13 protein-coding genes and 1 pseudogene are annotated in these 12,778 nt (G+C 48.5%); 6 read left to right on the top strand and 8 right to left on the bottom strand.

Annotated features, from left to right (window positions below):
- Nucleotides 1-139: 139 nt before the first annotated feature.
- Nucleotides 140-802: a helix-turn-helix transcriptional regulator gene (locus QGP82_RS03955; RefSeq protein WP_499057175.1), complete on the top strand. Its 663-nt coding sequence runs from the start codon at nt 140-142 to the stop codon at nt 800-802.
- A gap of 232 nt (nt 803-1,034) precedes the next feature.
- Entirely contained in the window at nt 1,035-1,247 is a 213-nt protein-coding gene (locus QGP82_RS03950; protein WP_163661335.1) for a hypothetical protein, read from the top strand.
- Nucleotides 1,248-1,346: 99 nt separating this feature from the next.
- Here the strand turns inward: QGP82_RS03950 and QGP82_RS03945 are convergent, their stop codons facing one another.
- Genes QGP82_RS03945 through QGP82_RS03935 form a run of 3 tightly spaced genes read right to left on the bottom strand, consistent with a single transcriptional unit; the run spans nt 1,347 to nt 4,596 of the window.
- A complete protein-coding gene (locus tag QGP82_RS03945) occupies nt 1,347-2,060 on the bottom strand; it encodes an ABC transporter ATP-binding protein (RefSeq protein ID WP_499057173.1) in 714 nt (237 codons plus the stop codon).
- Nucleotides 2,061-2,068: 8 nt separating this feature from the next.
- Nucleotides 2,069-3,268 (bottom strand): ABC transporter permease, encoded by a 1,200-nt coding sequence (locus QGP82_RS03940; RefSeq protein ID WP_499057171.1) that lies wholly within the window; start codon nt 3,266-3,268, stop codon nt 2,069-2,071.
- 2 nt (nt 3,269-3,270) lie between these two features.
- On the bottom strand, nt 3,271-4,596 hold the full coding sequence (locus tag QGP82_RS03935) for an efflux RND transporter periplasmic adaptor subunit (RefSeq protein WP_163661329.1): 1,326 nt from the start codon (nt 4,594-4,596) through the stop codon (nt 3,271-3,273).
- Between the two features lie 235 nt (nt 4,597-4,831).
- Between QGP82_RS03935 and QGP82_RS03930 the strand changes: the two genes are divergently transcribed.
- Nucleotides 4,832-6,109, top strand: coding sequence for a sensor histidine kinase (locus tag QGP82_RS03930; protein ID WP_499057170.1), 1,278 nt, complete (start codon nt 4,832-4,834; stop codon nt 6,107-6,109).
- Complete coding sequence (locus tag QGP82_RS03925) at nt 6,106-6,753, top strand: response regulator (RefSeq protein WP_499057168.1); 648 nt, start codon at nt 6,106-6,108, stop codon at nt 6,751-6,753. The genes QGP82_RS03930 and QGP82_RS03925 overlap by 4 nt, the downstream gene beginning before the upstream one ends.
- Nucleotides 6,754-7,300: 547 nt before the next feature.
- Here QGP82_RS03925 and QGP82_RS03920 read toward each other — a convergent pair.
- The 3 genes and pseudogenes from QGP82_RS03920 to QGP82_RS03910 form a co-directional block, all read right to left on the bottom strand.
- Entirely contained in the window at nt 7,301-7,720 is a 420-nt protein-coding gene (locus QGP82_RS03920; protein WP_163702556.1) for a hypothetical protein, read from the bottom strand.
- 123 nt (nt 7,721-7,843) lie between these two features.
- The gene (locus tag QGP82_RS03915; protein ID WP_163702555.1) at nt 7,844-8,803 is read right to left on the bottom strand and encodes a trypsin-like serine peptidase; all 960 of its coding nucleotides are present in this window, start codon (nt 8,801-8,803) and stop codon (nt 7,844-7,846) included.
- A 344-nt stretch (nt 8,804-9,147) separates the two neighbouring features.
- Nucleotides 9,148-9,297: pseudogene (locus QGP82_RS03910) on the bottom strand (ISL3 family transposase); the annotation flags it as partial.
- A gap of 840 nt (nt 9,298-10,137) precedes the next feature.
- On the opposite strand from QGP82_RS03910, the gene QGP82_RS03905 reads away from it, so the two are divergent.
- The gene (locus tag QGP82_RS03905; protein WP_499057166.1) at nt 10,138-10,371 is read left to right on the top strand and encodes a hypothetical protein; all 234 of its coding nucleotides are present in this window, start codon (nt 10,138-10,140) and stop codon (nt 10,369-10,371) included.
- 45 nt (nt 10,372-10,416) lie between these two features.
- On the opposite strand, the gene QGP82_RS03900 is transcribed toward QGP82_RS03905, so the two are convergent.
- Nucleotides 10,417-10,707 (bottom strand): Calvin cycle protein CP12, encoded by a 291-nt coding sequence (locus QGP82_RS03900; RefSeq protein WP_499057164.1) that lies wholly within the window; start codon nt 10,705-10,707, stop codon nt 10,417-10,419.
- Nucleotides 10,708-11,057: 350 nt separating this feature from the next.
- Nucleotides 11,058-11,570 carry a hypothetical protein gene (locus QGP82_RS03895; protein WP_499057162.1) on the bottom strand — a complete coding sequence of 171 codons (513 nt, stop codon included), beginning with the start codon at nt 11,568-11,570 and terminating at the stop codon, nt 11,058-11,060.
- A gap of 1,026 nt (nt 11,571-12,596) precedes the next feature.
- Here QGP82_RS03895 and psb34 point away from each other — a divergent pair.
- Complete coding sequence (psb34, locus tag QGP82_RS03890; protein ID WP_163661311.1) at nt 12,597-12,767, top strand: photosystem II assembly protein Psb34; 171 nt, start codon at nt 12,597-12,599, stop codon at nt 12,765-12,767.
- Nucleotides 12,768-12,778 lie beyond the last annotated feature (11 nt).

Here is a 12,778-nt window from a genome sequence, read left to right as displayed (position 1 = left end):
ATCTCCCTCGTAGGCGCTGTTCCGCCACATTGCGTAGGTTAGGAGTGTGATCAGGCGAAGCAAGAAAATCTGATTTCTGCCCCAAGGAATTCTAGGTTTGACGACGGCTGATCACGTCCCCCAACTTTTAAGCAGACCTATGCTATATACCGTGACCGACCTCCCCTTACCCCTGGGTGAGGTATCTGAGCCCATGGCCCATGGCTCAATTGAAAAAACTCTTAGCTCTGATAAGCTTGACCTGATTTTTGAACTGCTGCTAGGCCAGGTTTTCCCGTTTCGCGGTTTTATTCTGTTTGATGCAACTGGCAAGCTACTGCGGAGCACAACAAAGGCAGATGAATTTTGTGTCCTGCTGCACAAAAGTGTACCGGGCCAAGCGTTTGGTATGCCTCAGCTTTCAACATTGCCCGACCAGGTGCTGGCGCTCCGTGACTTTCTGATGGAGAGCTGTGTAGATTTTCCAGACCATACGCTGCAGTTGTATGACACTGTATGTCTGCCGGGGGGCATTCGTCTCCATCTCAATGCGGAATGGATTGATCTGGCAGATCAGCCAACGAAATGCATTTTGGTGACCATTGATGATCTGACCAAGATTGCCCATGATCGAGCGGTGTGTGATGCCTATCGCCATGGTTTGACCAGCCGTGAAGCTGAGGTCTGGGAGCTTTATCTGCAAGGGCTTTCCTACCGTCGAATCTGCAAGGAATTGATGATTACCCTGAACACGGTTAAAAAGCACATGAAGAGCATTTTCTGCAAATGCAGCATTGAATGTCGCTGTCGACACCTGGTATAGCGGTGTGCCTAATTTTACACGTAGCTGGAAAGTTACATAATGGCTGGAGATACTTAGAAACCGTCATTATGTAATTTACAAAAACATATATATTCCACGTGCTAAGTGATATAAAACACACTGTCAAGCAGCCATGATCACTCAGATTAGTCTGTAAGTGTTTAAGCTAAAGGTGTTTCCTTAACTTAGAACAAGTGCAGCACATGTTTAGCTGCCAGAGAACAACACACTCATGCGCTCCACTTTTCCAGTGATTAAACCTGCCAATAGCCATCCCCCGGACGTTGTGGAAATTTTGTCTTCAATGTGCCACGTGGCTCAACCTGAGGCTCCTCAGCCCATTGCTCGATGGATTTTGGAAGAAGGTCAGCTATTGGGCGTGCTTGTGGCATCGTTTCCTTCTCCATGGGTACGGGATACGTCGGCTTGTGGTGGATCGGCTTAGTGGTTTTGCTTTGTGGATGATTAAGGTGCCGTCTGGTTGTTGGGGGCTGCTTTGGTTATTGGTTATTAGATAGTGGTGGTGTTGTCACACTGTAGTTTTCTATGTGGCAGCGACGACTTCATGCAACTGTTGGGCATCTAAATTTTGATGCAAAATCTGACCATCTCGAAACCAAATTATTCGACGGGTGTTACGGGCTACTTCTACTTCATGGGTAACCATGACTACGGTCATGCCGCTGGCATTGAGTTGCTCAAAAATGTGCAAAATTTCTTCAGTGGTTTGAGTATCCAGGGCACCGGTTGGTTCATCGGCTAATAGTAGGACTGGCTGATTGACAATGGCGCGTGCGATCGCAACCCGTTGCTGTTGTCCCCCCGATAACTGTCGTGGTTGATTCTGTAATCGGTCACCCAGACCCACTTTAACCAGGGCGTCTTCTGCTCGCTGTTGTCGTTCACCATAGGCAACTCCGCCATAGACCATGGGCAGCATGACGTTATCTAGCGCTGTTAATTGGGGTAGCAAATGAAACTGTTGAAAGACAAACCCAATTTTGCGATTGCGGATATGGGCGAGTTCGTCGTCACTCAGCTGATCGACTTCTACTTTGTCCAGATGGTATTGGCCAGTGGTGGGGCGATCCAGGCAGCCGATGATATTCATCAGCGTGGATTTACCGGAGCCAGATGCTCCCATGATTGAGCAGTAATCGCCTGGGTCGATGGCAAAGCTGACACCTGCTAGGGCATGAACCTGGACATCTCCCATGTTGTAGGTTTTGGTAATATTTGAAACTTGAATGAGAGCCATGATCGACGTTAACTTCTCAGTGCAACAATGGGGTCTAACCGCGCTGCTTGCCTGGCAGGGACAACGCCAAAAATGAGGCCAATAGTCCCCGAAACCCCAGTGGCCAGCAGAATTGAATTCACTGTAATTCCTGGTTTCAGTGGGCTAAAAGTTGCTACCATCACAGCCCCACTTGTCCCTAAACCAATACCAATCACCCCTCCCGCAACCGATAGAATAATCGCCTCAATCAAAAACTGAGTGAGAATTACCCGCTGGGTTGCTCCGATCGCCTTGCGTAGACCAATCTCATGGGTGCGTTCGGTTACAGATACCAGCATGATGTTCATCACACCGATGCCGCCGACTAAAAGAGAGATGCTGGCGATCGCCGCCAGCATTAAGCTCAATCCTGCGGTGATTTTGGCCACCATGTCCTGGAATGACTTATTGGCCCATACTGAAAAGTTCTTTTTGCCGTGGCGACGGGTGAGAATATTACTAATCTGAAAAGCTGCAGCCCTGATGCTTTCTGAATCTTGTGCTGAGATTTCGAGAAAATCGATGGGGATGCCATTGGGGGATTGGCGACCAGAGAGCTGATAGGCCATGGTGGTGATGGGCACGTAGGCTGTTTCGTCGTAATTGACGCCAAACAGTGTGCCTTTGCTAGTCATCACTCCCATCACCTGAAAGTTGAAGTCCCCGACCTGCACCATTTTGCCTAGGGCAGAGGCTTCACCAAAGAGACGCTTTTCTAACGCAGAGCCTAAGACAATGACGGGGGCATGTTGCTCTAGATCAGTGGAGGTTAAAAAACGTCCTTTAGCCAGTGTGAGACTGCGCACGTAGCCAATACCTGGGGTGGTGCCGATGACGCTGCCACTGCGGGACCGAGAGCCATAGGTAAACTGTAGCTGGGCATTGATTTGAGGTGCTATTTCTAAGACAGCGGGGGCTTGGGATGCGATCGCATCCACATCTGCCAGGGTGATTTCTGCGGCGTCATCGTTGGGGCCTAAATCTTCGTCGCTGGCAAAAATAGTCAGCTGGTTAGGGCCAAAGGATTCTAGCTGATCTTGCGTAAACTGTTTGGCTCCTTCGCCTAAGGCCACCATGGTAATGACAGAAGCATTGCCGATGATGATGCCTAACATCGTGAGCAAACTTCTGAGTCGATTGGCGTTCAAATTTTTGGCCGCCATTTGAATATTTTCGGTGAATTGCATAGCTAGAAGGGATTATCAACGCCGTCAATTCTTTGGTCTGCGGGAGGTTCAATTAAAATCTCGTCTCCGGGGTCCAGACCTTCCATGACTTGCACCTGCGTTCCGGCTGTTGGCCCCAGTTGCACTGGTTTTAATGTGGGACCGTCCTCTTGTTGGGCATAAACCCCCGTTGTGCCATCGGTCTCAGTGACGACGGCTGCTAAGGGAATGACCAGTGCATCACTAATGGGTTGGCCGATAAATATTAGCCGTACATTCATGCCAGATTTCAGCTGCTCCTGGCCGCTTTTAAGCAGGACCTTGACCTGGAAAACAGTGACCTGGTTATCGCGAATTGCCCGAGGGGCAATGAGTTTGACTTCTCCTGAAAAGACTTCATTGGGATAAGCACTGCTGCGAACTTCTACGGTTTGCCCCACGGCTAGTTTGGCAATGCTCGCTTCCGGGACTTTAGCCTCAATTTCTAAACCGCTGGAGAGTTCAGCAATAGACGTGGATGCTGCACCATCCGTTGACGAAGCTGCTGTGGCAGGCGATACAAAGTCACCAGCCTCGGCAAAGCGACGGGTAATGATGCCATCAAAAGGAGCCCGAACAACTGTTTCATCTAGCCTTACTTGGACTGCGGTGAGCTGAGCTTGGGCTTGAGCAACAGCGGCTTCTGCCTGGGCAATCTCTTCTGGTCGGGTGCCATTTTGCAATCTCATGAGCACTGCCTGTGCTTCCTGTAGTTGTTGTTCCTCCGCTACTAAGTTAGCGCTCGCCTCTTCTGCAGTGGTTTGGTAACTGTCAAGTTCGTCGGCTGAAATCGCCCCTTGCTTTGCCAAGCCATCAAAACGGGCTAGCTGTTGTTGGGCCTGCTGCAATCGTGTCTGAGCTGCTTTAATCGATGCCTCTGTCATCGCAACACGGGCACGGGCTTCGGCAATCTCCTCTGAACGTGGCCCTGCCTTTTGTTGCTCTAGGGTTGCTTGGGTCTCGGCGAGCACCGCTCGATATTGTTCAACCTCAGCCTGACTGCGGCGGCTGGTCATACGAGCAATAATCTGGCCCTGGGTAATAAAATCACCTTCTTGAATAAAAAGTTCCGCGATTTTACCTGAATCCTCAGGACTTAGATTAATAACACGCTCGGCTTGTACGACACCACTGGCCTGGATTTGTGAGTTTAAATCCTGTTTTTTAACGAATACAGTTTGTTGTTCTGCAATTGGGGGCTGGCGTTGTTGGATGTAGGTAAATGCGATCGCACCCACCAGACCCACAGCCACTATCCCCACTGACCACGGTGGAATTGGTTTTAAGCGAGTTAATGTTTGCGCTTTCATAGTTGGGTTAGCATGTCACTCATGGTTGCATCCTAGAAAATCTCTGGGCTATATGCCATCGGCCCAGGCACCTGAACCGCTAGTGCTGAGGATCGATTTCTCTCTAGGACTTTAGGACTATTGGACAGGCTATAGATTAGGGTCAGAAGATCCTAGTGCTTTCTTGAAAGAGCGGTTTAGCATGGGTAGTGAAGACAGATATTGTCCCTGCCCATTCACCTATCTGCCTAGACTCGTGAAACATTGGCCTAAGTCCCAAGCCCATCCTTTTCGGGTGCTACACATCATTGAGTGGATTTTGCTGGGTATTGCCGTATCAGAGCTGCCGTGGGAAAGTCTGCCCTATTTGTCTGATCTTATGGGCAGCTCACTGGCGGAGACGGAGCCCATACCGTTTGCCTGGTTCTGGAGTCTAATGTGCCTGTTGTTGCTGGGGCTACTGGGGCGGCGTTTACCCATAGGGTCAGCCGTCAGCAAGTGGGGATATACGGCTGTCCAAATTGGACTGATTTTAGTGGCAACGTCCTTGGCCAATTGGCAATCTCCGTTTTTGATGCCTTACCTTGTGGTTATGATTCGTGGGTACTTGATTTTTAGCCATCGGGAGCGCTGGGTGCTGGCAGCGCTAACATTTGGGATTGCGATCTCATCTCTGGCTATTCCCCTGCTAGATATTCCAAGACTACAGTCGGCCTTTAATGAACCTCTGCCGTTGACGACTGACAAGGTTAGAACCATCAGTATGGTGATCGGCCTCTACGGCATTGTGCTTTGTGGCCTAGTATCGGCCTTTGTGCTGCTGCTGGTTAATGCCCTACTGGCGGAACGTGCCAGCCGACAACAGTTAACGGTTGCCCACCATCGGCTACGACAATATGCGCTTCGCATTCAAGATCAGGCAGCTTTGCAAGAGCGTAATCGTATTGCCCGAGAGATTCACGATGCCGTGGGCCACAGCCTTACTGCCCTACGTATTCAACTAGAGAATGCACGATTGTTTTCTCACTCTGATACCCATAAAACAGAGGATCACCTGAAAGTAGCACAACAGCTAGCTGCTAAGGCCCTCAGTGAAATTCGCCAGTCTGTTTCTACGCTACAATCTGATCCGCTCCAGGGTAAATCGCTCATAACAGTTTTAGAACAGCTGTGCTTAGACTTTCAACAACATATGAACGGCGAATTTGTTTATACCCTTGATGTTCTTCGTCCGTTGCCAACAGAAACTAGCGCCACCGTCTATCGACTGCTGCAAGAAGCCATGACCAATGTGGCTCGTCACAGCCATGCTGATCGCATTAAGCTGCAGGTGAAAACAGAATCAGGCTACCTGTGGCTAATATTAGAAGATAATGGCATCGGCTTTGACCCTGCCAAAAATACGGCAGGTTTTGGTCTCAGTAGCATGAAAGAGCGTACGGCAGCGATGGGTGGGCACTTACAATTCATTACAGCCCCTGGTGAAGGCTGCCAGCTTAGGGCGCAATTGCCGTTAGTTGAGGTGATGGCGTGATTCAGCTAGTGATTGTGGATGACCAGGCGTTGATTCGTCAGGGGTTAAGCAGTTTGTTACAGACTAAGCCCGATTTACGGGTGGTGGGCGAAGCGCAGAATGGCCAGGTGGCGTTGGAGTTAATTGAGTCGTTAGTGGGTACCCCAGACCAACCGCATCTGATTTTGATGGATGTACGGATGCCGGTGATGGATGGTGTAGCGACAACGCAGCAGATCTGTGAGCGATGGGCAGATATTAACGTGTTAATTCTAAGTACGTTTGATGATGATGCCTATGTTACCGATGCGATGCGCTATGGCGCGAAGGGCTATCTTCTGAAAGATACGCCTTCAGAAGAGCTGGCAGAGGCGATTCGGTCTATTCACAAGGGATATACCTATCTGGGGCCGGGGTTATTTGCGAAAACCCAAGCGATGATGCAACGGGCAACTAGAGAGGTTCCGCCAGAGGTGTTAACCCTCTCCCCCAGAGAGAAAGAGGTGTTAAAACTGATTGCTACTGGGGCCAATAATCGCGAAATTGCTGCGGCTCTAACTATTTCAGAGCGAACGGTAAAAAACCATGTGAGTAGTATTTTGGGGCACTTACAACTTCGCGATCGCACCCAAGTTGCCTTACTAGCCAGTAAGTTTTTGCCATAGAGCACTGGCCCTATAGCCTTTGTCTTTCTAAGCTAGAACACGCTGTCGTCGGATATCGTATCTGGCTACGTAACTGGCTGGGCTAACCCGTAGATATATAACATCGTGGATCATGTTTGAGTGCTCTTCACTGGGTTGGTGAAACGTGAGGCTGTTGCGATCTCACTTTTCCTTGTAGGCGGCTACAGCTTGCTGACGATTTGACAAGATTTTGGCCTGCTTGATTTTAGAGAATTACCCTTAAATACCATTTCATGTACTTCCCTGATCGTTAAACTGAGATCTTGCACCTGGCAAGGAAGCATTAACCCGCCTTGGATTCAAAGTTGCAAGGCTAACTGGCTCAAAACCGCTCAAGCGGTTAAAGAATTCCTAAAAGCTCTATATCTAGGGCTGCCCAGCCAATCTTGTCCCTTGAGTGGACAGCCCTCAATTAGCGTTGGGTTTTGAACCCAACGTGGGTTTGAGCTTCACAACCGACCTTAGTGCGAGATCTGAGTCAAAGGACATCATGGATGCGTGATAAAGGCTCAATGTCTAAACAACCCTAAATATCTGACTGAATTTCAATAGATTCAGCAATGACTCCAGTTGGTTGACTAGCTACAGTGCCATTGATTTGAACGTTTTGGCCTGGACTCAGTTGGTTGGCATCAGAGGAATTAGAGCCTGCGGTGACCTGCGTCTCTTCTAGTAACTGCACATAATATTTTTGGTTGTCAGCTGTTTCAACAACCAATTGAAGCGGCCAACTTTCCATCACTTCAGTAATCTTGCCATTGAGTTGGATAGCTTGAGTAGTCATGGCGGAATCAGTGGCGACGGGACTGGGAGATTCAGAAACGGCTACTTCGGGTGAAGAATCGTTGGTAGACGCAGTCTGGCAACCCAACAGAGAGATAATTAAGCTCAGTAAATAAACCGTTGTTACAGCTCCCTTTACTGACAAGGGTAGCGAAAATATCATGGGTTGTCCTCCCAGAATAAAGTCGATTGACACGTAACACTCTGGGCACGTGTCAATCGATGTGTGTTCTCATCTAAACTTAGTTTAGACAACGAATGGGGCTGACGATTTTGGGTACAGCCCTTACAGTCCCAGATTCTTCCATTCCAGCATGCGGTCAAAAACAGGACGAGTAATCCGTGTTGACTTGTTAGGACACCCACCATAAGCGTGGATACCCACAGCATGGCGCTGACCATCACGGTAACGCCAGACAGGACTGCCACTCTGTCCACCAGCGGTATCTAGCATGTAGTACAGACGACGATTGGTGACTCGAGTGATCCGACCAGCGTTAAACCACTGTGTACCAAAGGGCTTGTCACCTGGATAACCGGAGTTGTTTACCAGTAAGTTGTTGAGTGAACTGCTCGATAAGCTGGTAAAGCCAAACCAACCGACTCGGTTTCCCAAGGTATTGTTGGGCAGAATGACGGCTCCATAGTCATATTCGGGACTGCGATCGCGAGTCCAACCGGTGACGCTTCGGAAGGACGTTCCGACCTGAGATCCATAGGGTCGATTCGCCGCATCCATTCCTGGAATAACCTCAATGCGTCGAGCCCAGCCCCCTGCAGCGTGGCTATAAACACAGTGACCAGCCGTCATCACAGTGCGGGGGCCTATAAACCAGCCCGTACACCCGCTTGTGCGGCCATCGGCCCGAGTGATGATGAGCTTACAAATGGCTCGCCAAGGATATCGATTGGCAGGCGAAATACGAGCTCGATTATCAACACCGCAGACAGATTCAGGTTCGTCGTCAAACTCTAGGGCACCAGCTTCAGGTAAATTCTCAAATTCCTCTGTAATGGTAATTTGTTCACCTAGAGTGCCTTCGTTTTGAGCGTAGGTATAGTCAAATCCTAAAACGGATTCAAGCTCTCCTACAGCTTCAGTGCCATCAAAACTCTCAGAGACTAATTCTGTCTCTTCTGTTGGAGCTGTGCTTTCGCTCGATACTGACTCGTGTAAACTCTCGTCAGTGGGCTTGGTAGATGGATTTGGCGTCTCTTCTGAAGAGACAGCTTGATGTTGAGTCATGACAAATACTCCTTAAGGGTAAGTGTGTTTTTGCAGAAACTAGGGCTGCCTCATTGGTGGCAGCCTCTTGATTCATGGATTTTTTACGATGCCTCGATAATGGCTCAAACAGTAGTTCAATGAGAATCACCCCGATGGGTGATTTCTTTCTTTTGTGATTTGTGAGATATGGAAGGGAGGATTATCTTTCTCAATTAATGACATCCTCAATAAATGAGAATATCTAGGACGACCCTTCTGTGATCATTGTCACTGAATTGTCTCAGCGAATTTCAGACATGGCTTAAGACTTTCCAGAGAATGTCCAGATTAGACTCAGTGCACCCTAGCATGCTGGTAAGTGTCAGGTAATTCACATCAGCACTACATTGATGACAGTGGGGGCCGTTCAGGGTGCTTTCAATACGAATCAGCCAGGCTCCCGGATCTGTTTTTGAGACATTAAGGACGTGAATGTCCGGTAGATCAAGCGGAATGCGAATGGAGTTATCCATAGTGCCTCCAGAGGATTCACCACCGTAATCATCCCACAAAGGACATGCTCTCGTCCGTAACACTAGATATCGTAATCAACCACGGCAGTTCCAGAAGAGCCTTAATCCTTAAGGATGGGTTGCGATCGCACCCATCCTCAATCCAGCATCCAAAGCCTCGGCCCGTGGAGTATATAAAGCCAAAAAAATCCCCTGGCGAAGAACGGTCAGGGGTTTGCTGTGCTTTAAGTGGATTTGAGAGATAGGAGAGCTAATGAGTTCTCTGTTGTATGAGAATTTAGGCGATTCCAGGAGTATCCCACACCGTTTTTTGTGATCGTGCCTGCGAGCACTGTGGCGTGAGTTGATGAGGTCTTGCCTAGATGATTCAACGCATGGTTGTTTGCTGTGGCCCCATACGTTGTAGCGTTGGGCAATTAGTCTAGGAAAGCTTTAAAACACGACAGCACCCAGAACACTCGACCGAGGAACTCTTCTAAGGTAAACAAAACTTTTAAGAGTTGTTGTATATCAGGCGAACCTACTATAAACAGGGCTCTCTAGTGCAATTAAGAAGGAATATCAGTGATGTGTTTGGGCACTGTTTTTGAAACGTTGAACGATTCTATCAAGCTATCTATCGTTAGACCTCCTTTTGTTGTGACTATGAGCTTTTCAACCCATGTGTACAGCATATTCCAGTGGTGCTGAGATATCTCTTGGGTGATACAAACGTTAACTTGTTATTTGTCACTGCTGTTACTGCCAAGTAGTGAGATAAGTCTATGGAGCGACAGGGTAGAAATGGGTTTGTGATGGCAACGCATCCTCTAGACTAAAACCAAAGTATGAGGTGTGTTGATGGTGGATGAGCCGCGTTTGCTGATGACTCGGTGGCCGAGGCTGGTACTGTGGTTTATTTTGTTGCGGGATGTGGTGGTTCCGTTGTCAAGCGCAACGGAACCCACGCTGCTGCGGTCCTTAGTGGCTACGTGGCCGAGTGCTGATTCATCCGCCGTCGGCTTACTAGCGGCGTGGGGCTTCGGTCCCCTTTTGAGTCATAAAAAAGCCTCTACCAAATCGATAGAGGCTTAAGGTGTCTGTTGCAGGAAAGAGAGAGTTTGAACAGCGTCCAAGGGCTTAAACGTCATACATGCGAGATTCAGGGGCGTGGGGATTTTCGGCACAGTAGCGGGCAAAGGCCGTGGTTGGACTTACCTGTTGCTGGTGGGCCTTAGCTGTTTGTAGTTCTTCAACGGTTTCCCAGGCAATCGCGGCATCAATACTTCTGAGGCCATGCATCTCAGTTAGTCGACGAGCATGTTCTAAGGCAGCTTTTAGCCGAGTTTCAAACGTTGCTTTAGACAAAGGCTTCTGTGACGGCGTAGAGATTGGAGAAACTGTAGACGATGCAATTGTGGTGTAAGCCATGGTGAGAACTGGTTTGTTGTGAACTGTTCATAGCTTATACATAATCCTGGCAAATATAAAGGTCGCAAATATATAAGTTGTATCTATGATTCATCAGCTTTCTTTACCTATTTGCGTTGAGGTGGCACTCAGTTGTGGTTATATGATCGCTTCACCTAAGGAAAAGCCTCTACCAATTGGTAGAGGCTTAGAGTGTGTGTTGGAGAGTCTGAGTCGAAAAGGGTGCCCTGGGAATGAAGCTTTCACAGATTAGGGAGTCTGCACCGGGCACCCAAAACTGTCAGCCAGAGTACCGAAACCTTTCGGCCCCGGGCACCCAAGCTTGGGTACCGCAACAGCTCAGCGATCTGTTAGCGGACGGACTTAGTACGAGCATCCAGTGCATCAAGGCGAGCTTCCTGGATGTTATCGACTGCTTTAGTGCGGGCATCTAGCGCATTCAAACGAGCGGATTGAATATCCTCAACGGCTTTGGTTTGGTTATTCAGGTGCTCTAGACGTAGCTTGTGGACGCTGTTCTTGGTGCGAGCATCCAATGCATCAAGACGAGTCTCTTGTATGTTGTCAATTGCTTTAGTACGAGCGTCTAACGCATCTAAGCGAGCAGCTTGAATGTTATCGACAGCCTTAGTGCGGGCATCGAGGGCATCTAGTCGAGTGGCTTGGATATCTTCGATGGCCTTGGACTGGTTGTTGAGGTGCTCAATGCGTAGTTTATGGACGGAATTCTTAGTGCGGCTGTCTAGCGCTTCGAGGCGAGCGGACTGAATATTGAAGCTAGCGGGCTCGACGGCGGCAGCAACGGGTGCGATCGCAGCGGAGGCAACGAGAACAGTTAAAGCGGAAAGAAGTGTGCGTTTCATTGTTAAAGCTCCTTAGTGAATCGGTGAAGTGTTTGTTCGCTTCATTGATTACAAGAATGCCGGGGCTACCTGAACGCTATCTGACCGTTAACTGAAGATTGCTTAAGGGGTTTCTGAGATTGGCTGAGGAAGTTTGGTGATAGGGGTCACAAGGTGGGTTTTGAGTTGCGTTGGCGGAGCCGCTCCAGCGGAGCATCGCAACTCAAAACGTCTTTGATTGAAGGACCTTTTTCATACAGATCTGGATTTAATAGTACATAAATACTATTTTGAATAATAACCTTCTTGCGAGTGCTCAAATGAGTCATAACAAACACCATCAGCTACCCGATCATGGCCTGCAGCTTTACTTATCTGAAAAGGCTTTAGGCTCCTTTTTGCGTACCTCAATGAGTGGGTGTGCCGGATCATAAAGTCAACAGAGAGACCAATAAGAAGCCCCCACGGACGCTAGGTTCATGGAGGCTTCAGTTTAGATATAGAGTGGTATTCAATAAATCGTTCTTCTATGAGTCCACTCTAGGTCGGAAAGAGTCACATCGGATCCGTTACCGGGCAATTCCATCGTCTCCTCACACAACTATCAAGTTTGCTCGGCTTGTGTCTGCGATCACAGCTTTAAAACACAACAGCACCCAGAACAATCGACCAAGGAACTCTTCTAAGGTAAACAAGACTTCTCAGAGTTGTTGTATATCAGGAAAACCGACTATCAACAGGGCTCTCTAGTGCCAGTAAGAAGAAATATCAGTTGATACAAACGGTAACGTTGTTATTTGTCTCTGTTATCCTTGCCGATCAGTGAGATAACTCTATGGGATTCTGTGGTTGATGCCACCACGAGCGGCAAGGCTATCCGTTTAGAATCAGGCACTTCAATCGTAGGGTAAGCACCGATGCGCCGGCCCATAGCTTTGGCTTATGGATAGTATAGATCTTTTTCTGTCAAGTTTATTTGCAATTCGTTATATTTTTCGTTACATTGGTTTACATAAGAACGCACACATAAGAAAAAGGCTTCAGAACATGTACACCACTACTAACGAAACCGGGCAGCTCAATAACTACGCCACAGAGCCCGAAATGTATTTCGCTTCCTACCCTGCACCTGAGCAACAGCGTCGTTATTTGTTCCAGGGTGGTCTGGCTACGCTCCTCATCAGCGCACTGATGCTGACTGCACTTTCCGTTAGCTAGTTCATCAACGT

The organism is Leptothoe sp. LEGE 181152, from assembly GCF_032906605.1.
GTDB lineage: Bacteria > Cyanobacteriota > Cyanobacteriia > Phormidesmidales > Phormidesmidaceae > Leptothoe > Leptothoe turfae.
The sequence above is the reverse complement of the archived record's forward strand: the minus strand, read 5'-3'. Positions and strand labels throughout refer to the sequence as shown.

What these genes read in the sequence shown, in the direction of transcription:
- QGP82_RS03920 (WP_163702556.1), bottom strand. Translation starts at nt 7,720, where the DNA reads ATGATATTTTCGCTACCCTTGTCAGTAAAGGGAGCTGTAACAACGGTT.
- QGP82_RS03940 (WP_499057171.1), bottom strand. Translation starts at nt 3,268, where the DNA reads ATGCAATTCACCGAAAATATTCAAATGGCGGCCAAAAATTTGAACGCC.
- QGP82_RS03955 (WP_499057175.1), top strand. Translation starts at nt 140, where the DNA reads ATGCTATATACCGTGACCGACCTCCCCTTACCCCTGGGTGAGGTATCT.
- QGP82_RS03950 (WP_163661335.1), top strand. Translation starts at nt 1,035, where the DNA reads ATGCGCTCCACTTTTCCAGTGATTAAACCTGCCAATAGCCATCCCCCG.
- QGP82_RS03905 (WP_499057166.1), top strand. Translation starts at nt 10,138, where the DNA reads ATGGTGGATGAGCCGCGTTTGCTGATGACTCGGTGGCCGAGGCTGGTA.
- QGP82_RS03915 (WP_163702555.1), bottom strand. Translation starts at nt 8,803, where the DNA reads ATGACTCAACATCAAGCTGTCTCTTCAGAAGAGACGCCAAATCCATCT.
- QGP82_RS03945 (WP_499057173.1), bottom strand. Translation starts at nt 2,060, where the DNA reads ATGGCTCTCATTCAAGTTTCAAATATTACCAAAACCTACAACATGGGA.
- psb34 (WP_163661311.1), top strand. Translation starts at nt 12,597, where the DNA reads ATGTACACCACTACTAACGAAACCGGGCAGCTCAATAACTACGCCACA.
- QGP82_RS03900 (WP_499057164.1), bottom strand. Translation starts at nt 10,707, where the DNA reads ATGGCTTACACCACAATTGCATCGTCTACAGTTTCTCCAATCTCTACG.
- QGP82_RS03895 (WP_499057162.1), bottom strand. Translation starts at nt 11,570, where the DNA reads ATGAAACGCACACTTCTTTCCGCTTTAACTGTTCTCGTTGCCTCCGCT.
- QGP82_RS03935 (WP_163661329.1), bottom strand. Translation starts at nt 4,596, where the DNA reads ATGAAAGCGCAAACATTAACTCGCTTAAAACCAATTCCACCGTGGTCA.